Consider the following 20611-nt stretch of genomic DNA (forward strand, 5'->3'; position numbering starts at 1 on the left):
ATTCCACCAAGATGCGCGTCGGCGACTGGGTGATGGCGATCGGCAATCCGTTCGGTCTTGGCGGCACTGTCACGGTCGGCATCGTCTCGGCGCGCAACCGCGACATCAATTCCGGCCCCTATGACGACTTCATCCAGACCGACGCCGCCATCAATCGCGGCAATTCCGGCGGTCCGCTGTTCAACAGCAGTGGCGAGGTCATCGGCATCAACACGGCGATCATCTCGCCGTCCGGCGGCTCGATCGGCATCGGCTTTTCCATTCCCTCGCAACTCGCCGCGGGCGTCGTAGATCAGCTTCGCCAGTTCGGCGAAACGCGGCGCGGCTGGCTTGGCGTGCGCATCCAGCCGGTAACGGACGACATCGCCGAAAGCCTCGGCATGGCGACGGCCAAGGGCGCGCTGGTGGCCGGCGTCATCAAGGGCGGACCGGTCGACAACGGCACGGTTCAAGCCGGCGACGTCATCATCAAATTCGACGGCAAGGACATCCACGAAATGCGCGACCTGCCGCGCGTCGTCGCCGAAAGCCCGGTCGGCAAGGCCGTCGACGTCGTCATCGTGCGCAAGGGCGTCGAGCAGACAGTGAAGGTGACGCTCGGCCGGCTCGAGGACGGCGAGAAGCTGGCCAGCGGCGAGAACGGCAGTACCGGCGAGGACAAGGGCGACAAGGCGGCTCCTGTGTCGACGGCTTCGGTGCTCGGCATGACCGTTGGCGAGCTCAACGAGCAGACCAGACAGAAGTTCGGCATCGCGGCCGATGTGTCGGGCGTGGTCATCACCGACGTCGCCAAGGATTCGGCCGCCGCCGAACGCGGCATCCAGCCCGGCGAGGTGATCACCGAGATCGCGCAGGAATCGGTCGGCACGCCAAAGGATGTCATGGACCGGATCGGGGCGCTGAAAGAGCAGGGCCGCAAGAACGCGCTGCTGATGCTCGCCTCGAAATCCGGCGAGTTGCGCTTCGTGACGATCCGGATGGACTGATTCCGGAGAGCCCGAACGGGTTGATTTGCAAGAATGGGCGGCTAGCGGGCCGCCCTTTTTCGCGCCTGCCAGTCGTCGCGCGACAGCCGGTACAGCGCATGCCGCTTAAGATGAGGGTGGCTGTCCGGCACGGCGGGATGGTCGAAATCGGCGCCCGGGTCGGCGCGCATGCCGAGCCGCTTCATGACGGCGATCGAACGATGGTTTTCCACGACGGCAAAGGAGACGATTTCGTCCAGCTCCAGCGTTTCGAAACCGAAGGAGAGCCAGGCTTCGGATGCCTCGGTGACATAGCCCTTGCGCCAGTATTCCGGTGCCAGCCGCCAGCCGATCTCGATCGTGCCGGCCGGCAGGGAAGGCACATGATCGGTTTGGAGGAGGCCGACGAAGCCGATGCACTCGCCGGTGGCGGCAATCTCGGCGGCGGCGAAACCGTAGCCATCCTCATCGATCCAGGCGCGGAGCTCGTCCATCTTTGCGTCCGCCGCGGCCCGGTCGCGGCGGAACGGAAAAAATTCCATCACGCGCTCGTCCGAGTTGATGCGATGGAAGAGCGCGCGGTCGCGCTGTTCCCAATTGCGCAGGATGAGGCGCTCGGTGCGGATCGGCTTCATTGCACGAACTCGCCCTGGCGATAGCCCTGGAGGTAAAGCAGCGCGGTCAGATCGCCGTGGTCGATGCGGATCCTTGCCTGCTCAGCCACCGCCGGCTTGGCGTGCAGCGCGACGCCGGTGCCGGCCAGGCGGATCATGTCGAGGTCGTTGGCGCCGTCGCCCACGGCAACGGCATCCTGCGTCGTCACGCCCAGCCTTGCCGCGATGTCGAGCAGCGCCTCGGCCTTGGCGGCGCGGCCGAGGATAGGCTCGGCCACCGTGCCGGTGAATCTGCCGCCATCCTCGATCAGCCGGTTGGCGCGGTTCTCCTGGAAGCCCAGCATTGCGGCGATGCGGTTGGTGAAGACGTCGAAGCCGCCTGAGACCAGCGCCGTCCAGGCGCCGTTGGCACGCATGGTCTGCACCAGCGCGCGGCCGCCGGCGGCCAGCGTCAGCCGGTTGGCGATGATGCGGTCGACCACCGCCGTGTCGAGGCCCTTCAGCAAGGCGACGCGTTCGCGCAAGGCCGGCTCGAATGCGATCTCGCCATTCATCGACCGCGCGGTGATCGCAGCGACACGGTCCTTGACGCCGATCTCGTCGGCAAGCTCGTCGATGCATTCCTGAGCGATCATGGTCGAATCCATATCGGCAAGCAGGATCCTCTTCCTCCGGCCTTCAGCCGGCTGGACGATGATGTCGACCGGCTCGGAGGCCAATGCCGCGCGCAGATTGGCCGTCAATGCGCCGATGTCGGGCGTCTCCGGCAAAACCAGATCGCAGGCGACATCCTCGGCCAGCCAATGAACGGCGCTTGCGCCTGCCGCTCGCGAGGCGATATTCGCAAGCGGGACCGACACTCGGCGGTCTTTGGGATTGGACACAAGCGTGGCGATCAGAGGCATCGAAAATTCCGGCAGGCAGGCGGGCGAAGGCCGCGTGAAAAACGCCATCCTGATAGCGGGGCCGACCGCCAGCGGCAAGTCGGCGCTGGCGCTGGACATCGCCGAGCGCAAGGGCGGCGTCATCGTCAACACCGATTCCATGCAGGGCTATTCGGTTCTTGACGTGCTGACGGCGCGTCCGAGCGCGGCCGAAACGGCGCGCGTGCCGCATTATCTGTACGGTCAGGTGCATCCTTCGACAGCCTACTCGACCGGCGCCTGGCTGCGCGACGTCACCGGGCTGATCGCGGAAGGTATTTTCTCCGGCCGGCCGGCTGTCTTCGTCGGCGGCACCGGGCTCTATTTCCGAGCTTTAGCCGAAGGCATCTCGGACATGCCCGACATTCCGCCTTCGGTGCGTGAGCGCTGGCGCTACGAACTCAAGGAACAAGGGGCAGAACGGCTGCACCGTGTACTGATGCATCAGGATTCGGCTGTCGCCATGCAGCTCCGGCCGACCGATGGCCAGCGCATTGTGCGGGCGCTGGAGGTGCTCGACGCGTCGGGACGGTCGATCCTTGAATGGCAAGCGGCACGCGGCCAGCCGCTCATCGACCGCGACAGCGCACGCTTCCTGGTGATCGAGCCGGATCGCGGCGAACTGGTGGCGCGTATCGGGGCGCGTTTCGATCAAATGCTCGACAAGGGCGCGCTCGACGAGGTCAGGCAGTTGATGGCACTCGACCTCGATCCGAACCTGCCGGCGATGAAGGCGATCGGCGTGGGCGAGCTGCAGGCCGCGATGGCCGGACACATGGGCTTTCCCCAAGCGATTGAGCGAGCCAAGATCGCGACGCGCCAATATGCCAAGCGGCAGACGACCTGGTTCAAACACCAACTGGGGCCGGAGTGGCAAAGGTTACGCCCGGGCGAGAAATGGTCAATCGAGGACTGATAGAATGCGATTTGATCAGGGCTTGGAATTGAGAGCGCAGCTTCCCGTCACGGTTGTCCGGGTTAACCGTCCGTAAGGCCTGGCATGCCATAACGGCGACGGTCGCAGTACCGCGGGGCGTTATGCGTTTTCACAAGGCGGAATCGGCGTTTTTCGTCTTTATCTTCGTGATCCTGGCCGCCGGCCTGGTGACCTTTCACGCCTATGGCCAATTGCAGGATATCGCGACCGCTCTCGACACCGCATCGCGTCTCGACAGAATCGCCTATCTCAACAAATTGCTGTTCGTGACCGGTGCGCTGCTGGCTGCTGCCTTGTTCTTTGGAACCTTCTTCATCTACCCGCTGATCCGCGGCCAGGTGAGGGAAGAGGGCAAGTTGCGCGCCATGACGGTGTCGCTGAGCGCCCGTTCGCAAACGCTCGAGCACGCAGCGCTCACCGACGGCCTGACCGGAATGCAGAACCGCCGCTACTTCGATGACGCGCTGCGGGAATATCTCGACGAGTTCGGCCGCATCGATAAGCCGGTGGGCCTGATGATCCTCGATCTCGATCATTTCAAGCAGGTCAACGACACGCATGGCCACGATGTCGGCGACGAGGTTCTGCGGTCCGTCGCGCAGTGCGTACGCGGCATGACCCGCTATCACGATGTGGTGGCGAGGCTGGGCGGCGAGGAGTTCGCCGTGGTCACGCCCAACATGGATGCGGAACTGCTCGCGCGGTTCGCCGAGCGCATCCGCAAGGCGATCGCCAACCTGTCGATCATGTCGGGCAATGTGCGGCTGAAGGTCACCACCAGCGTCGGCCTCGCCGTCTGGGACCGCAAGGAGAGTGCCGAGGACTTCTATCGCCGCGCCGACCGGCAGCTCTACGAGGCGAAGAAGCAGGGCCGCAACCGCGTCTGCGCCTGAAATTCCATGATCAATTCTTGACGCTGGCCGCCTAGAGCCGCGTTCTGCGCTTCTACCGCGCCGCGCGTCTGTTATGATCCTTTCCGAAAAGCGTTCTCGATTTTCGGGGTCATGCGCGTGCTCACGGACTATATGTCCGCTCCGGTTCTCGAAAGCGACTTCAGTCGACTCAGCCCGGGACTCAGTCGGCGCGAAGATGCAGAACGATCAATCGTTCTGCTGGCGCATGCCGAAGGTCGAGGGCCTCAGGCCGTAACGCATGTCGAAATCGTCGTCCGGTTGCACGCGCGGCGCCGATGGCTTGCGGTAGTCGGGGTCGCCAGCCTGGCGCCCGGTATCGACGGCTTCGGCGAACGCTATCGACTGCTGCGGTTTCGGCACGTTGCGCAGACGCTCGACAATTCCGGCGAGATCGACATCGTCGCCGGAATCCGCGGGCAAGGCCTGCTCCCGCTTCGCTGTGCCGGGAATGAATTCCTGGGACAGTTTCTCGAATTTGAGCCGCATGGTCGTCGCCACGCCTTCGCCGAAGGCAATGGCTTCGCGCTGGCCCATGGAGGACAGGAACGCCAACGTCGAGGCCGAGGAATCGGCGATCGCCGAGCGGATGATGGCCTGATCCTGCTCGTTGGCGAGCCGCATGGCGAAGAAGGTCGAGCATTGCGACAGGATGGTCGGATCGAGCTCGCCTGGACGCTGGGTCACAACGCCGAGATAGCAGCCATATTTGCGGCCTTCCTTGGCGATGCGCGACAAAGCGTGCCTGGTCGGCGCGAAGCCGAGGCGCGGATCGGCAGGCATGTAGCGGTGCGCTTCCTCGCAAAGCAGGAGCAGCCGCAGCCGGCCCTCGCTCCAGAGCGCAAGGTCGAAGGCGAGGCGCGCCAGCACCGAGCAGACCGAATTGACGACTTCGGACGGCATGCCCGCCATCTCGAAGCAGGTCACCGGACGTCCATGGTTCGGTACGCGGAAGATGTTGCCGATCGTCTCGTGGATGGTGTCCTCGATCAGCCGCGAATTAAACATGAAACGGTAGCGCGGGTCGGAAGCGGCCGATTCGATGCGCGTCCTCAACGACTTCAGTGTCGGCCGATCGTTCTTGCTTTCGAGCAGACCCATGCGCTCGTCGATCTGCTTGAGCAGATCGGCGATGCGGTAAGGCACCGGCGTGTCCGCCGTCAGCGCATCGCTGCCGCGCCTGATATACGAGCCGGAGCTCGGGTTGCGATAGAGGTTCTTGGCGGCCGGGATGAGGTCGCGCAGGACGTCGACTTCCTCCGGAACGGTCTCGCGACCGCGAAACAGAACTTCGGCGAATTCTTCCAGTCTGAACATCCAGAACGGCAGGTCGAGCGTCTTGGAATCAACCTTCACGCAGTATTCCGGAAGCGAGGCGGCAAACTCGTTGTGCGGGTCGAGGATCAGCACGCGCAAATCGGGCCGCGCCTCGATCGATTTGCGCAACAGCAGCGAGACAGCCGTGGATTTGCCGACGCCGGTCGTGCCGACAATGGCGAAATGGCGCGCCAGCGTGTCGTCGACAGCGATGTTGGCGTCGATCGCCTCGTCCTGGGACAGCGTGCCGATGGTGATCGAATGGCGGCCGGCGAGATCGTAGACGGCCTGCAGGTCGCGGCTGCGGATACGGTGGGCAACCGCGCCGATATGCGGATAGGTGGTGATTCCGCGGTCGAAGACCGGTTTGGCGCTGGGCTCGGCTCCGTCGCGCACCTCGCCGATCAGTTCGATGCTGACCTCGATTGCGTTCTGGCCCTCATTGCTCCAGGCGCGGTCAGACTTGCCGATCGCATAGACAAGGCCAACGGTTCGCGTCGCGCCAAGGTTGATGGAAATCATCTTGCCGACGGTCCACAGGCCGGTGACCGTGCCTTCGGCATCTTCGGCATAGGCGCTGATGGTAGCGCGCGCACCGTCGCATTGCACGACGTTGCCCAGGATGCGCTTGTCGCTCTGCTGGGCGTCGCGGCGCTCCTGCGAGGTCGGCTCCCCAATGGAGGCTTCGCGTTCAACAAACATCGGTTACCTGTCCCATTCGCCTCGGGGTCAAAGCTATCCCAATCGGGGTTAAAGCCGCGTGAGGTCGGATGGTGTAGGGCCCGTTAAACCACTCGCGAAAATGCGATCGACCAGCCTCTTCCTTCATCCCGGAATTTCGATATATTGGATGAATGACTGATATATCGAACGACATCACGTCCACGATCGGCAGGCGGATACGCTCCGAGCGTGATTTGCGGGGATGGTCGCTGGCCGAGTTGGCCGAGCGTTCCGACGTTTCCAAGGCGATGCTGAGCGCCATGGAGCGCGGCATGACAAGTCCGACCGCGGCGCTCCTCGTGCGCATCGCGTCGGCTTTCGGCATGACGCTCTCCACGCTGATTGCCCGCGCCGAAATGCAGGGCGGCAGTGTGTCCCGCAAGGACGAGCAGCCGGTCTGGCAGGATCCGGCGACCGGCTATGTGCGACGGCATCTGTCGCCGGCAACGCAAATGCCGCTCGAACTGATCCGGGTCAGCCTGCCGGCAGGCGCCAAGGTCGAATTCCCGGCAGCGTCCTATGCCTTCATCAAGCAGCAGATCTGGCTGATCGGCGGCCGCCTGGACTTCACCGAAGGCAATGTCGTGCACAGGCTGGAGCCGGGCGACTGCCTGGCGCTCGGAGCCCCGTCGGACTGCACCTTCCACGCTCCGGGACCGGAAGCCGCCGAGTATCTGGTGGCGCTGGTCCGGGGCTGATCGCATGGCACGCCGGCCTGAACGGTCCCACAATGGCGGGCCGCCTCTCGACGACTACGAAGGTCCGCCCTGGGGCAAGGGGGACCCCTACATCTTTCTTGCCTGGCGCACCGCCCACGACAAAGCCTGAAGGCGCCGAGCCACGCCGTCATGCTGATGCGGCTGGAAAAGGCCGAGCGGCTTGGGCTCACCTATGAGGAATACACGCTCGAGATCCTGGAGCGCGGGCGGCACCTCAGCGAGGACGAAGCCGAGCGTATCGCGGAAATCCGAAGGGCGCGCCGCCGAAGACGTAGCAGTCATTTCGCATGACCGCGGCCCGACACCTCATCACTGGAGACCACCGACATGAACCCGCCTGAAATCAGGGCGCTGAACGACGACGCAAAAACCAGCGGGATGCTCGCCGACCTGCTGATCGAGACAGTCGCCGCCGGCGGATCGGTGAGCTTCATGCATCCCTTGTCCCCCGATGCAGCCCACGAGTTCTGGCGCAAATCGCTCGCTGCCGCGGCGCGCGGGGAACGGGCAGTGCTGGGCGCATGGGATGGCAAGACGCTTGCCGGCACCGTCACACTGCTTCTCGACTGCCCGCCCAACCAACCGCACCGCGCCGAGATTGCCAAGCTGATGACCCGCCTCGACTATCGCGGCAAAGGTATTGCCAGCGGCCTGATGCGGGCCGCTGAGGAACTGGCGGTCAAGAAAGGGCGCACCCTGCTGGTGTTGGACACAGCAAGCGAACAGGGGGCCGGCGGCCTTTACGAAAAACTCGGCTTCTCGCTGACCGGCGAGATTCCGGACTATGCGTTGAAACCCCATGGTGGGCTCACCGGCACGCTCATCTATTGGAAGCGGATAGGGGAGCCGGCCCGAGCGCTATCCTGAAATGCTGGCGAGACGCGACAAAAGCCAGCGGCGAAAATCCTGTTCGGCGCCGGACAGCCGCGATGACGATGGCCATGTCAGGAAGTGACCCGATGGGCTCGAGAGCTCGAAATCGGAAAGCCTGACAAGGAGATTGTCCTTAAGCGCGGCGTCGATGAGCGGCCGCGAGCCCAGCAGCGCTCCGGCGCCGGACTTCGCCGCCTCCATCGCGGCGACAAAACTGTCGAAGCGATGCGAGCGTTGGGAGTGTCCGGCAAGGCCGGAGGCTGCGAACCATTCCGCCCACATCTCGCGCGCACCCGCCACCAAAAGCAGCGGCAGGGATGTCCATTCGGCATTTCCGGCCAAGGTCGGCGCCGCGACCGGAACGAGCCGCTCGACCGTCAGCCGGTCGGCGTCGCGCCCGGAAAACGAACCGTTGCCGAAGCGGATGTCGAGCGTCGAGCCCGCCTCGTCGTAGTCCGTCGGCCGATGGATGGTCACCAGATCGAGCCTGATCCACGGCAGCGCCTTTGCGAGATCAGGAAGAGCCGGGACCAGCACCAGCAGCGCGAAAGAAATCGGAACGCGAAGGGTGACGGTCTGCAAAACGCGTGGCTCGAACAACTCGTTCGTGCTGCTGCCGATGATCGCGAACGCCGACTGGATGTGGGGAAGATAGGCGGCGCCCTGCGGCGACAACGCCACGCCGCGTGCCAGCCGCGCGAACAGTCGCGTCTTGAGACGCTCTTCCAGAAAGCGGATGTGCTGGCTGACGGCGGCTTGCGTGAGCCCGAGCTCGGCGGCAGCGGCGGTGAAATTCGACAGGCGCGCAGCCGCTTCGAAACTGCGTAGCCAGTCGAGCGGAGGCATGGGATCGGCAGCTTTTCCAGTCATTAGGTTTTTGGCAGCATCGGCTGAAAAACAATAACTTGATTTATGCCTTCGGCAAAGACAGCATGCAATCGGTACCGCGGCGACGGCCCGAAGACGGGAGTTTCAGAAACGTGCTGACGAGAGCAACCCTTGTCGACGAAGGACGGACGATCGCGCTTGGCTGGGACGACGGAACACGCAGCCGATTCCATGCCATGTGGCTGCGCGACAACGCACTGGACGACAGGACGCGCAGCGCCGGCAACGGCCAGCGGCTGATCACCATCCTGGACATTCCGGCCGAGACACGGATCGGAGAGGCCTCGATCAAGGGCGAGGCGCTGGTGGTCACGTTCGTGCCTGAAGACAAGACCGTCAGCTTTCCCGCAAGCTGGCTTCGCGCCCATACTTACGACCGCGAAGAAAATCGGCAGCCCGGCTGGACCGGCAGGGACATTCGGCGGTGGACCAAGGCCACGATGCAGAGTTCGGTGCCGCGCGCGGCCTATAGTGAGGCGCGGCACGACAGGAATGTTCTGCGGCAATGGCTGACGGCGGTACGGAGCTTTGGCTTTGCCGTCATGGACGGTCTGCCGGCCGAATCCGGGGCATTGTGCAGTGTGGCCGATCTCTTCGGATATATCAGGGAGACCAATTACGGGCGCTGGTTCGAGGTGCGCGCCGAGGTCAATCCGAACAATCTTGCCTACACCAACCTTGGCCTGCAGGCGCATACCGACAATCCCTACCGCGACCCGGTGCCGACGCTGCAGATCCTGGCCTGCATCGAGAATACGGTGGAAGGCGGCGAATCCAGCGTCGTCGACGGATTCGCGGTGGCGGCCGCGCTGCAGGCGGAGAATTCGAACGGCTTCCGGTTGCTTTCCTCCTATCCGGCGCGCTTCGAATATGCCGGCTCATCGGGCGTGCGGCTGCAGTCCAAGCGCCCGATGATCGAGCTCGGACCGGATGGCGAGCTCATCTGCGTGCGCTTCAACAACCGCTCGCTGGCGCCGACCATCGACGTGCCGTTCGCCGAAATGAACGCATATTACGCCACCTATCGCCGGTTCGCCGAACTGATCGAGGATCCGGCCTTCGAGGTGACCTTCAAGCTCGAGGCGGGCCAGTCGTTCATCGTCGACAACACGCGCGTCATGCATGCGCGCAAGGCCTTTTCCGGCAGCGGCACGCGCTGGCTGCAGGGCTGCTACGCCGACAAGGACGGCCTGCTGTCCACGCTGGCGGCAATCGAACACGATGTCAGAGAGGCGGCCGAATGAAATCGAATGAACTGAACACAGGCAACATCGTCGAGTTCATCGCCGACATTTTCGAGCGTCGCGGCGCGGAATCCTATCTCGGCGAGCCGGTCACCATGTCCGAGCATATGCTGCAGGGCGCGTGGCTAGCCGAGCAGGATGGCGCGCCGGAGGAGCTTGTGGCTGCGGCGCTGCTGCACGACATCGGCCACTACACCAGCGAGTTCGGCACCTATTCGCCCGACGACGTCGAGGACAAGCACCACGACGAGGCGGGTGGCGAGGTGCTGGCGCCGTTCTTTCCACCGGTCATCGTCGAATGCGTCAGGCTGCATGTTGCGGCCAAGCGTTATCTCTGCGCCACCGATCCGAGCTATTTCGGCAAGCTGTCGCCGGCCTCGGTCCATACGCTGTCGCTGCAGGGCGGGCCGATGAGCGCGGAGGAGGTGGCGGAGTTCCGCAGCAATCCATTCCATCAGGAAGCCGTGCGTGTGCGCATCTGGGACGAGGGTGGCAAGGTCGCCAACATGAAGACGCGCGCCTTTCGCGACTACGTGCCGCTGCTGGAGCGGGTGGTGAAAAAGTTCGCGGCCCAAAGCGCGACGTGATCACCGGCGCCGCCCCACCCGGCACAGTTGCCTACAATAGTGCGCCGCCGAAGACTAGAGACGTTTTCTCGGCAACATCATGCGTCTCGACATACCCGGCAAAATGCGTTGGCGGCAACCAGGCAAGGGGTGTGGTGCTGGCGGCCTGAACAATCCGCGCCGCTGAACAATGGGACCGACAGATTGCCCGTTGACAGCGGCGCGGAACCGACCTTATTGTCCGCGCCCATGAAAACAGCACTCATTCTCGTAGGCTGGCGCGTGGGCAAGGCGGTGTAACCGCCGGGCGAAAACCTCCCATGCGCATCCCACAGGCTCCCTCGGGGGCCTTTTTTATTGCCCAAAACCCAACTAAACGACCAGCAAATCGCCAGATGGCGAACAGTACGGGACCAGACCGATGAGCAACGGACATAACGAGCGGCGCGAAATGACGGGCGCCGAAATGGTGGTGCAGGCGCTGAAGGACAACGGCGTCAAGCATGTCTTCGGCTATCCGGGCGGCGCGGTCCTTCCGATCTATGACGAGATCTTCCAGCAGGATGAGGTCGAGCACATTCTGGTCAGGCACGAGCAGGGTGCCGGCCATGCCGCCGAAGGCTATGCGCGTTCGACCGGAAAGGCCGGCGTGCTGCTGGTCACGTCCGGCCCAGGGGCCACCAATGCGGTGACGCCGCTGCAGGACGCGCTGATGGATTCCATTCCGCTGGTCTGTCTCACCGGTCAGGTGCCGACTTCGCTGATCGGCTCCGACGCCTTCCAGGAATGCGACACCGTCGGCATCACGCGCCCCTGCACCAAGCACAATTGGCTGGTGAAAGACGTCAACCAGCTCGCCGCCACCATCCATGAAGCCTTCCATGTCGCGACCACCGGGCGGCCGGGCCCGGTCGTGGTCGACATTCCGAAGGATGTGCAGTTCGCCAAGGGCATCTACGTGCCGCCGCAAACGGCGCCGCGCACCAGCTATCAGCCGAAGGTCCAGGGCGATCTGGAGAAGGTGAAGGCCGCCGTCGAATTGATGGCCGGCGCGAAGAGGCCGATCATCTACAGCGGCGGCGGCGTCATCAATTCAGGTCCGGAAGCCAGCCATCTGCTGCGCGAGCTGGTCGACCTCACCGGCTTCCCGATCACCTCGACGCTGATGGGCCTCGGTGCCTATCCGGCTTCGGGCAAGAACTGGATCGGCATGCTCGGCATGCATGGCACCTACGAAGCCAACATGGCCATGCATGATTGCGACGTGATGATCTGCATCGGCGCGCGCTTCGACGACCGCATCACCGGCCGGCTGACCGCGTTCTCGCCGAACTCGAAGAAGATCCATATCGACATCGATCCGTCCTCGATCAACAAGAATGTCCATGCCGACGTGCCGATCCTGGGCGATGTCGGCCGCGTGCTGGAGGATCTGGTGCGGCTGTGGCGGGCGACCGCCAAGGCCGACAAGAAGGCGCTCTATCCATGGTGGGAGCAGATCGCGAAATGGTGCGCGCGGGACTCGCTCGCCTATAGGATGAACAACGACGTGATCATGCCGCAATATGCGATCCAGCGGCTCTATGCACTGACCAAGGATATGGACACCTACATCACCACCGAAGTCGGCCAGCACCAGATGTGGGCGGCGCAGCACTATCACTTCGACAAGCCCAACCGCTGGATGACCTCGGGCGGCCTGGGCACGATGGGATATGGCCTGCCGGCGGCGCTCGGCGTGCAGATCGCACATCCGAATGCGCTGGTCATCGACATCGCCGGCGACGCTTCGGTGCAGATGACGATGCAGGAGATGAGCTCGGCCGTGCAGTACGACGCGCCGATCAAGATCTTCATCCTCAACAACCAGTATATGGGCATGGTGCGCCAGTGGCAGCAGCTGCTGCACGGCAACCGGCTGTCGCATTCCTACACCGAGGCGATGCCGGATTTCGTCAAGCTGGCGGACGCCTATGGCGGCCATGGCATACGCTGCGACAAGCCGGACGAGTTGGATGACGCGATCCGCGAGATGATTTCGGTGAAGAAGCCGGTGCTATTCGACTGCCGCGTGGCGACTCTCGCCAACTGCTTCCCGATGATTCCGTCCGGCAAGGCGCACAACGAGATGCTCCTGCCTGACGAGGCGACCGACGAGGCGGTGGCCAATGCCATCGATGCCAAGGGCAGGGAACTGGTGTAGCGGCAGGCAGCGTCTGCGGCGGGAAGCCGTGTGGAAACAGATAATTAGCGCCAAAGTTTGAAATCGAGATTCACGTCATGAACGCACAGCTCCAGCCGACCGGCTCCGCCTACTTCATCGCCAAGGAAACCGAAAAGCCGGAAACGCACACGCTTTCCGTGCTGGTCGACAACGAACCGGGCGTGCTTGCCCGCGTCATCGGCTTGTTCTCGGGGCGCGGTTACAACATCGAAAGCCTCACGGTGTCCGAGACCGAGCACGAGAAGCATTTGTCGCGCATCACCATCGTGACGCGCGGCACGCCGCATGTGCTGGAGCAAATCAAACACCAGCTCGAGCGGATCGTGCCGGTGCACCGCGTGGTCGATCTCACCGTGCGCTCGCACGAGCTCGGCCAGGAGCGGCCGCTGGAGCGCGAGCTTGCCCTCGTCAAGGTCGCTGGCACCGGCGACGCCCGCGTCGAGGCGCTGCGGCTGGCCGATGCCTTCCGCGCGTCGGTCATCGACGCCAACACCGAGCATTTCATCTTCGAGATCACCGGCAAGGGTTCCAAGCTCGACCAGTTCATTGCCATCATGAAGCCGCTCGGCCTGGTCGAGATCTGCCGCACCGGTGTCGCAGCCATGAACCGCGGCCCGCAGGGGATGTAGGCGCGCCACCCACCGCTCCGGCTGCTTCAAATTCTCCTCGCTGGTCCGGCAGTCGCCCGTCCGTGGCTTTTGCGCGCCTGCCGAAAAAGGACAATATAGCTGACCTATCCGGGGAGGATATGATGTCCGTCAACGCGTTCCTTGCACTCCTGGTCTATGCCTTCGTGACGTCGATCACGCCGGGGCCGAACAATCTCATGCTGCTGGCCTCCGGCGTCAATTTCCGCATAGTCAAAACGGTTCCGCATATGCTGGGCATCAGCATCGGTTTTCTGGTTCTGCTGCTGGCCGTCGGCTTCGGACTCGGCGCGGTGCTGACAGCGTTTCCGGTGCTGCATATGGCGCTGAAAATCGCCGGCGCCGCCTATTTGCTCTACCTTGCCTGGAAGATCGGCATGTCGCGCTCGATGGGTGGCAAGGACGGGGCGAAGGCGCGGCCGATGCGCTTCATCGATGCCGCCGCGTTCCAATGGGTCAACCCGAAGGCGTGGGTGATGGCGATCACTGCCATGGCCGTCTACACCAATCCGGATCATCCGTTCGTCTCGGTGGCGCTGATTTCAATCGCCTTCACCATCGTCAACCTGCCCAGCGTTTCGGTGTGGGCCGGGTTCGGCACCGCGCTGCGCGGCTTCCTTTCGGATCCCATGCGGCTGAAATGGTTCAACATAGGAATGGGTCTGCTGCTCGCAGCGACGCTCTGGCCGATGCTGCGTTAAGGGATCGCCACGGCACGTTAGCCGGCTGCACAACAATTGTGCAGTGCATATTAAATCTTCGTAATCCCGCGTTTTGGCCCTTTTCCGCCAAAGCCTTGTCCTATCTATTCGGCGAAATTCGCGGCAACGGCCGTGAAATGAAGCTGAGAATAGACCACCGGTTTCGGCGTGTCGGATAGAGGGCCAGTTGTCGATGCGCGGAAAAATCGCCTTTACAGTCGTTGCTCTGGCCTGCCTTGCAGGTGTCGGCCTTTATCTGTCGCCCGCCACGATGGGCAGGGTGCAGCAGCTGATCTCCGGCCAGCAGGCCGACACAGCCGGCGCCGACACGACCAAGGCATCGGGCAGCCAGAAGGGCGGCGCTGGCGGTGCGCGTTCCGCCTCGATCGTTTCGGCAACTGCGACGACCGCCGATTTTCCGATCCGTCGCTACGCCATCGGCTTCGTCTCCTCACCGTCGGTGGTCAGCGTGAATGCCCGTGTCTCCAGCCAGATCGTGTCGATCGCGGTGAAAGACGGGCAAATGGTCAAGGCCGGCGACCTTCTCTTCTCGCTCGATGACCGCGCACTGAAGGCGCAGCTTGCCAAGGATCAGGCGACGCTCGTCAAGGACCAGGCCCTGCTGGTGAGCGCCACGGCGGATCTTCAGCGCGCCAAGGACCTTGTCGCCAAGCAGGCTGGCACGCAGCAGACTTACGACCAGGCACTGGCGGCGCAGAAGGCCGCGGCCGCCACCATCGATGCCGACAAGGCGACGATCGACGCGGATACGGTCCAGTTAAGCTACGCGACCATCAGCGCGCCCATCTCAGGCAGGCTGGGAGCGGTCAACGTCTCGGTCGGGGATCTCGCCACCACCAGCAACGGCTCAAGCACCACGACGCCGCTTGTGACCATCACACAGATGGACCCGCTGCAGGTGAATTTCACTCTGCCGGAAAGCAACCTTGCTTTATTGCACAAAGCGTTGGCGAGCCCACAGCAAGGCGACGTGACGCTGACCAAGGACGGCGATCCGACGCCGATCGGCAAGGGCACGCTCGATTTCGTCGATTCCAGCGTCGACACCGCCTCCGGCACCATCGCCACGCGGGCGAGCATACCGAACTCCGATCTTTCGCTTTGGCCGGGGCAGTATGTGAACGTCATCCTTGATGCCGGCACGATGCCGCAAATGACCTCGGTTCCGACGGTCGCGGTGCAGCCGAGCCAGAAAGGTCCCTTCGTCTATGTGGTCAAGCCGGACAACACGGTCGAGATGCGGCCGGTGCAGGTGGCGCTGACGGAGGGCGATAACAGCGCCATCAGCCAAGGCCTCAAGGGCGGCGAGAAAGTGGTGGTCGAAGGCCAGACAAGGCTAAAGGACGGCGCGACGGTGCACGAAGGCAAGACAGCGAGCAACAGTGGCGATCAAAATTCGCCTAAGGTCGCACAAGCCGACAAGGCCGGCGAGGCCCGCCCATGATTTCCGAATTCTGCATACGAAAGCCCGTCGCCACGCTGCTGATGTCGTTCGCCCTCGTGCTGGGCGGACTGTTCGCTTACAAGTTCCTGCCGGTTGCCGCGCTGCCCAGCGCGGAGTTCCCGGTGGTGAATGTCTCGGCCCAACTGGCCGGCGCTTCGCCGGAGACCATGGCGACCTCGGTCGCGACGCCGCTGATCAAGCAGTTCGCAACCATTGCCGGCATCGATTCTATTTCGACCACCAACTCGCTGGGCCAGACCTCGATCGCCATCCAGTTCGTGCTCAACCGCGACATCGACGCGGCTGCCGCGGACGTTCAGGCAGCCATTGCGCGCACGCAAAAATCGCTGCCGCCGCAAATGACGGCGCCGCCAAGCTATCGCAAGGTCAATCCGGCCGATGCGCCGATTCTTCTGATGTCGCTGGTCAGCGACACCGTTCCACTCACCGATCTCGACGCCTTCGCCGAAAACGTCATCTCGCCCTCGCTATCGACCATCGATGGCGTTGCGCAGGTTTCGATCTACGGACAGCAAAAATATGCGGTGCGCATCCAGATCGATCCGACCGCGCTCGCCGCGCGCGGCATCTCGATCGACCAGTTGCAGACGGCCGTGGCCTCGGCCAACAGCAACACCCCGCTCGGCGTGCTGCAGAACGACAAGCAGCAGCTGACGATCACGGCCAACACTCAGTTGATGAACGCCGCCGATTTTTCAAACATTATCATCGCCACCAAGAACGGCCATCCGGTGCGGCTGGGCGAGGTCACGCGCGTCATCGACTCGGTCGAAACCACGACGACGGCGAGTTGGTATGATGGCACGCGCGCCATTATCATGGCCGTGCAGCGTCAGCCCGACGCCAATACGGTCGACGTCGTCGACAAGGTCAAGGCGATGCTGCCGTCCTTCCAGGACCAGATGCCGGCTGCCGCGAGCATCAAACTGCTCAACGACCGATCCACCTCGATCCGCCAGGCCGTCGACGACGTGCAGTTCACGCTGCTCCTGACCATCGCGTTGGTGGTGATGGTGATCTTCGTGTTCCTGCGCCGCGTCACGGCAACGATCATCCCGGCGGTGGCCGTGCCGATTTCGCTGATCGCCACACTGGGCGCGATGTTCCTGTTCGGCTTCTCGATCGACAACATATCTCTGATGGGTCTGACGCTGGCCGTCGGCCTCGTCGTCGACGACGCGATCGTCATGCTCGAAAACATCTTCCGCCACATGGAGGAGGACGGGCTGTCGGCTTTCGACGCCGCGCTCAAGGGCGCGCGTGAGATCGGCTTCACCATCATATCGATTTCGATTTCGCTGGTGGCGGTGTTCATCCCCGTGCTTCTGATGGGCGGCGTCATCGGCCGTATCTTCAACGAATTCGCCGTCGTGGTAACGGTCGCCATCCTGGCGTCGATGTTCGTGTCGCTGACCCTGACCCCGATGCTGTGCTCGCGGCTTTTGTCGGTGACCAAGGCCGATCGCGAGGCGCATGCCGACGGTCACAGACATGATCTCATCACGCGTGGCTATGACTGGATCCTGAGCTTCTGCCTGCGCCACACCTTCCTGGTGTTCCTGGTCTTCGTCGGCACCGCGGCGGCCTCCGTCTGGCTGATCCAGGTTTCGCCGAAGGGCTTCTTCCCGCAAGAAGACATAGGCCAGATCTCGGTAACCACCATCGCCCGCCAGGACATCTCCTTCGACGCGATGACGAAGCTGCAGAGCCAGGTCGCCGACGTCTTCTCGCATTCGCCTTACGTCGATCACGTCGCCTGGTCGGTGGGCAGCGGCAATAATGCGCTCAATCAGGGACAGTTGTTCGTGCAACTGAAGGACAAGGACAAGCGTCCCGACATAGAGAAGGTGCTTTCCGATTTGAGGCGGCAGCTGTCCGGCGTCGCCGGCATCGAAACCTATATGCAACCGGTGCAGAACCTCAGGCTCGGCTCGCGGTCCTCGGCCAGCGCCTATCAGTTGGTCGTCCAAGGCCTCGATAACGGCGCGACGGACGCCTGGGCGCAGAAATTGAACGACGCCATGGCCGCCGATCATAAATTCTTCACCGACGTCACAAGTGATTTGCAGAACAACGCGCTGCAGGCGTCGCTGGTCGTCGATCGCGACAAGGCCGCTCAGCTCGGTATCGACACGGACACGCTGCGCTCCGCCCTCTATGGCGGCTTCGGCACCGATCAGGTCTCAACCATTTTCGGCTCGGCCGACAGTTACGAAGTCATCACCGAGCTCGATCCGAAGATCGAGTGGTCGCCGGAGCGCATGCTGGCCATTCAGGTGAGAACGGCGAGCGGCAGCCTCGTTCCTCTCGGTGCCTTCGCCCGGGTCGATCGTACGGCCGGCGCCTTGACGGTCAACCAGCTTGGCCAGTTGCCGGCGGTGACGATCTCCTACAACCTGCCGCAGGGTGTCTCGCTCGGGGACACGGTGACCCGCATCAACCAGCTCAAGGACCAGATCGGCATGCCGCAGGCGATCGGCACCACCTTCGCCGGCACGGCCAAGACGTTCCAGGATTCGCTTGCCAACCAAGGGCTGCTGATCGGGGGCGCGATCCTCACGATCTACATCGTGCTCGGCATGCTCTACGAGAGCTTCATTCATCCGCTGACCATTCTGACGGGCCTGCCATCGGCGGTACTGGGCGCGGTGGTTGCATTGCGGCTCTTCGGCATGGACCTGTCGGTCATAGCCGTGATCGGCATCCTGATGCTGATCGGCATCGTCAAGAAAAACGGCATCATGATGATCGACGTGGCGCTGGAGTTGAGGCGCGAGGGCATGTCTGCGCTGGACTCCATCCACAAGGCCTGCCTGATGCGTTTCCGGCCGATCATGATGACGACGCTGGCGGCCTTGATGGGCACGTTCCCGATCGCGCTCGGCACCGGCGCCAGCGCCGAGCTGCGCCAGCCGCTCGGCGTTGCCGTGGTCGGCGGCCTGCTCGCATCCCAGGCGCTGACCCTGTTCGTCACGCCGGTCATCTATGTCTATTTCGAGCAGTTCTCCGGCTGGCTACTCAGCTTCTCCTCGAAGAAGAGCCGGCCGGAGTGGCATGCGGTCGAGCCGGTCGAGCAGCCCTCGCTCTTTGACCCCGGAGAAAAGGCCGAACCGAGAAAGTTGGCCGCCGAATAGGCGGCCCGGCTCTGGCCCAAGTTGCCGAGCTTGCGGGGGCGTGCGCACGATCGTAACCTTGCGCCATGTCCCATGATCACGACCACGACAACGAGCTCGATCCGTTTGCGGCGCGCGTGCGCGCATTGGAAACGATCCTTACCGAGAAGGGCCTGATCGATCCGGCGGCCATCGACGTCATCGTCGAAACCTACGAAACGAAAATCGGCCCACGCAACGGCGCCAGGGTGGTGGCGAAGGCCTGGAACGATCCGGCCTATGCCGAATGGCTGAAGCGCGACGCGACGGCGGCAATTGCCTCGCTCGGCTATACCGGGCGTCAGGGCGAGCACATGCAGGCGGTGTTCAACACGCAGGAGACGCACAACCTCGTCGTCTGCACGCTCTGCTCCTGCTATCCGTGGTCCGTGCTCGGCCTGCCGCCGGTCTGGTACAAGGCGCCGCCCTATCGTTCGCGGGCTGTTATCGATCCGCGCGGCGTGCTGGAAGAATTCGGGCTAACCTTGCCCGCGGGTAGGAAAATCCGCGTCTGGGATTCGACGGCCGAGCTTCGCTACCTTGTGGTGCCGATGCGGCCGAAAGGCACCGAGGGCTGGAGCGAGGAGCAACTCGCCGGCCTGGTCAGCCGCGATTCGATGATCGGCACTGCGCTGGCGAGGGAGCCGGCATGAACGGGCCGCAAGATCTCGGCGGGCAGATGGGGTTCGGGCCGGTCGCGCCCGAGACGGACGAGCCTTACTTCCATGCTGCCTGGGAGCGGCGGGCGCTTGGCGTCACGCTCACTGCCGGCGCCATGGGTGCCTGGAACATCGACGAGAGCCGGCATGCGCGAGAGTCGCTGCATCCCGCCGATTATTATTCGTCGAGCTATTACCAGATCTGGATCCAGGCGCTTGAGGTACTCCTGAAGCGCCATGGCTTCGTGACGGAACGCGACCTTGCCGCCGGCAAGGCTGTCGATCCGGCGGCGACACCCAAACGCGTGCTGAAGGCTGCCGATGTGCCTGCCGTGCTCGCCAAGGGCGGGCCATGCGATCGTCCCGTGGCTGCGCCGGCACGCTTCCAGGCGGGCGACCGCGTGCGGACGAAGAATTTCAGTCCCACCGGCCATACGCGCCTGCCGCGCTACGCGCGCGGCAAGAACGGAAGGATCGAGGCCGTTCGCGACGGCTTCGTGTTCCCGGACAGCAACGCGCATGGCAAGGGCGAGAACCCGCAATGGGTCTATACCGTGGTTTTCGACGGCGCCGAGATCTGGGGCGAGGGCGCCGACCCGACGCTTGAGGTCTCGATCGATGCCTGGGAGAGCTACCTTGAGCCGGCATGAGACCGAACTGCCGGGCGGCTTCGACGATCCGGTTTTCGCCGAACCGTGGCAGGCGGAGGCTTTCGCCATCACGGTCGCGCTGCACGACAAGGGCCTGTTTTCGTGGAACGAATGGGCGGACGCCTTGTCCGCCGAAGTGAAGAAGCCGGACGCCGCGAGCGACGGCCACGACTATTACGAGCACTGGCTGTCGGCGCTGGAAAAATTGCTGGCGACCAAGGGCGTCGCCGGCAAGCACGAGATCGATGCGCTCGCGGCCGCCTGGGAGCGTGCCGCCCACGCCACGCCGCACGGCAAGCCGATCCTGCTGGAGAATGATCCCGGAGCCCACCGGTAGCCCGGACTCAAACTTCGTTCCCTTTACGTTCTTGTTTGCGCCTGATAGGGTGCCGAGCTGATAATGAATGAGACC

Annotated in this window: 19 protein-coding genes and 1 pseudogene; 16 read left to right on the forward strand and 4 right to left on the reverse strand. The window is 63.5% G+C overall.

All coding sequences use genetic code 11. From position 1 onward, the window contains the following. Positions 1-986: PDZ domain-containing protein (locus EOA75_RS05030; protein ID WP_127323764.1), on the forward strand; the 986-nt coding region annotated here is incomplete at its 5' end. 41 nt (positions 987-1027) lie between these two features. Here EOA75_RS05030 and EOA75_RS05035 read toward each other — a convergent pair. Together EOA75_RS05035 and serB are read right to left on the reverse strand one after the other, a co-directional pair. After that, positions 1028-1600 (reverse strand): GNAT family N-acetyltransferase, encoded by a 573-nt coding sequence (locus tag EOA75_RS05035; protein WP_067323220.1) that lies wholly within the window; start codon positions 1598-1600, stop codon positions 1028-1030. Beyond that, on the reverse strand, positions 1597-2484 hold the full coding sequence (serB, locus tag EOA75_RS05040) for a phosphoserine phosphatase SerB (protein WP_127241927.1): 888 nt from the start codon (positions 2482-2484) through the stop codon (positions 1597-1599). Before serB ends, EOA75_RS05035 begins: the two co-directional genes overlap by 4 nt. Here serB and miaA point away from each other — a divergent pair. Together miaA and EOA75_RS05050 are read left to right on the forward strand one after the other, a co-directional pair. Continuing rightward, positions 2474-3418 carry a tRNA (adenosine(37)-N6)-dimethylallyltransferase MiaA gene (gene miaA / locus EOA75_RS05045; protein WP_127323776.1) on the forward strand — a complete coding sequence of 315 codons (945 nt, stop codon included), beginning with the start codon at positions 2474-2476 and terminating at the stop codon, positions 3416-3418. The two genes, serB and miaA, sit on opposite strands and share 11 nt — an antisense overlap. Before the next feature lie 122 nt (positions 3419-3540). After that, entirely contained in the window at positions 3541-4332 is a 792-nt protein-coding gene (locus EOA75_RS05050) for a GGDEF domain-containing protein (RefSeq protein WP_066990920.1), read from the forward strand. A 207-nt stretch (positions 4333-4539) separates the two neighbouring features. Here the strand turns inward: EOA75_RS05050 and EOA75_RS05055 are convergent, their stop codons facing one another. After that, complete coding sequence (locus tag EOA75_RS05055) at positions 4540-6369, reverse strand: ATP-binding protein (RefSeq protein WP_095824891.1); 1830 nt, start codon at positions 6367-6369, stop codon at positions 4540-4542. Between the two features lie 152 nt (positions 6370-6521). On the opposite strand from EOA75_RS05055, the gene EOA75_RS05060 reads away from it, so the two are divergent. The 3 genes and pseudogenes from EOA75_RS05060 to EOA75_RS05070 all read left to right on the forward strand — a co-directional run bounded on the left by EOA75_RS05060 (position 6522) and on the right by EOA75_RS05070 (position 7976). Continuing rightward, a complete protein-coding gene (locus EOA75_RS05060) occupies positions 6522-7088 on the forward strand; it encodes an XRE family transcriptional regulator (protein ID WP_095802667.1) in 567 nt (188 codons plus the stop codon). 4 nt (positions 7089-7092) lie between these two features. Then, a pseudogene (locus EOA75_RS05065) lies at positions 7093-7400 on the forward strand (hypothetical protein). 36 nt (positions 7401-7436) lie between these two features. Next, positions 7437-7976, forward strand: a complete 540-nt coding sequence (locus tag EOA75_RS05070; RefSeq protein WP_127323765.1) for a GNAT family N-acetyltransferase — start codon at positions 7437-7439, stop codon at positions 7974-7976. Here the strand turns inward: EOA75_RS05070 and EOA75_RS05075 are convergent. Continuing rightward, positions 7968-8828, reverse strand: coding sequence for a LysR family transcriptional regulator (locus EOA75_RS05075; RefSeq protein WP_164747284.1), 861 nt, complete (start codon positions 8826-8828; stop codon positions 7968-7970). The two genes, EOA75_RS05070 and EOA75_RS05075, sit on opposite strands and share 9 nt — an antisense overlap. Positions 8829-8962: 134 nt before the next feature. Here EOA75_RS05075 and EOA75_RS05080 point away from each other — a divergent pair, with 134 nt between their 5' ends. From EOA75_RS05080 to EOA75_RS05125, 10 genes are all read left to right on the forward strand, one after another. After that, positions 8963-10114: a gamma-butyrobetaine dioxygenase gene (locus EOA75_RS05080; RefSeq protein WP_127323767.1), complete on the forward strand. Its 1152-nt coding sequence runs from the start codon at positions 8963-8965 to the stop codon at positions 10112-10114. Beyond that, positions 10111-10701 carry an HD domain-containing protein gene (locus tag EOA75_RS05085; protein WP_127323768.1) on the forward strand — a complete coding sequence of 197 codons (591 nt, stop codon included), beginning with the start codon at positions 10111-10113 and terminating at the stop codon, positions 10699-10701. Before EOA75_RS05080 ends, EOA75_RS05085 begins: the two co-directional genes overlap by 4 nt. Positions 10702-11101: 400 nt before the next feature. Next, the gene (locus EOA75_RS05090) at positions 11102-12883 is read left to right on the forward strand and encodes an acetolactate synthase 3 large subunit (RefSeq protein WP_127323769.1); all 1782 of its coding nucleotides are present in this window, start codon (positions 11102-11104) and stop codon (positions 12881-12883) included. 77 nt (positions 12884-12960) lie between these two features. Next, entirely contained in the window at positions 12961-13533 is a 573-nt protein-coding gene (gene ilvN, locus EOA75_RS05095) for an acetolactate synthase small subunit (RefSeq protein ID WP_059185300.1), read from the forward strand. Between the two features lie 122 nt (positions 13534-13655). Beyond that, the gene (locus EOA75_RS05100; RefSeq protein ID WP_127323770.1) at positions 13656-14252 is read left to right on the forward strand and encodes a LysE family translocator; all 597 of its coding nucleotides are present in this window, start codon (positions 13656-13658) and stop codon (positions 14250-14252) included. A 193-nt stretch (positions 14253-14445) separates the two neighbouring features. Beyond that, positions 14446-15717 carry an efflux RND transporter periplasmic adaptor subunit gene (locus EOA75_RS05105; RefSeq protein ID WP_127323771.1) on the forward strand — a complete coding sequence of 424 codons (1272 nt, stop codon included), beginning with the start codon at positions 14446-14448 and terminating at the stop codon, positions 15715-15717. Further along, positions 15714-18872: an efflux RND transporter permease subunit gene (locus EOA75_RS05110; RefSeq protein ID WP_127323772.1), complete on the forward strand. Its 3159-nt coding sequence runs from the start codon at positions 15714-15716 to the stop codon at positions 18870-18872. The genes EOA75_RS05105 and EOA75_RS05110 overlap by 4 nt, the downstream gene beginning before the upstream one ends. A gap of 65 nt (positions 18873-18937) precedes the next feature. Then, positions 18938-19543, forward strand: a complete 606-nt coding sequence (gene nthA / locus EOA75_RS05115) for a nitrile hydratase subunit alpha (protein WP_095824883.1) — start codon at positions 18938-18940, stop codon at positions 19541-19543. Further along, positions 19540-20199, forward strand: coding sequence for a nitrile hydratase subunit beta (nthB, locus tag EOA75_RS05120; protein ID WP_095824882.1), 660 nt, complete (start codon positions 19540-19542; stop codon positions 20197-20199). The genes nthA and nthB overlap by 4 nt, the downstream gene beginning before the upstream one ends. Further along, positions 20168-20536 carry a nitrile hydratase accessory protein gene (locus EOA75_RS05125; RefSeq protein ID WP_164747285.1) on the forward strand — a complete coding sequence of 123 codons (369 nt, stop codon included), beginning with the start codon at positions 20168-20170 and terminating at the stop codon, positions 20534-20536. Before nthB ends, EOA75_RS05125 begins: the two co-directional genes overlap by 32 nt. The last annotated feature ends 75 nt before the right edge of the window (positions 20537-20611 follow it).

This window comes from Mesorhizobium sp. M1A.F.Ca.IN.022.07.1.1 (genome assembly GCF_003997575.1).
GTDB lineage: Bacteria > Pseudomonadota > Alphaproteobacteria > Rhizobiales > Rhizobiaceae > Mesorhizobium.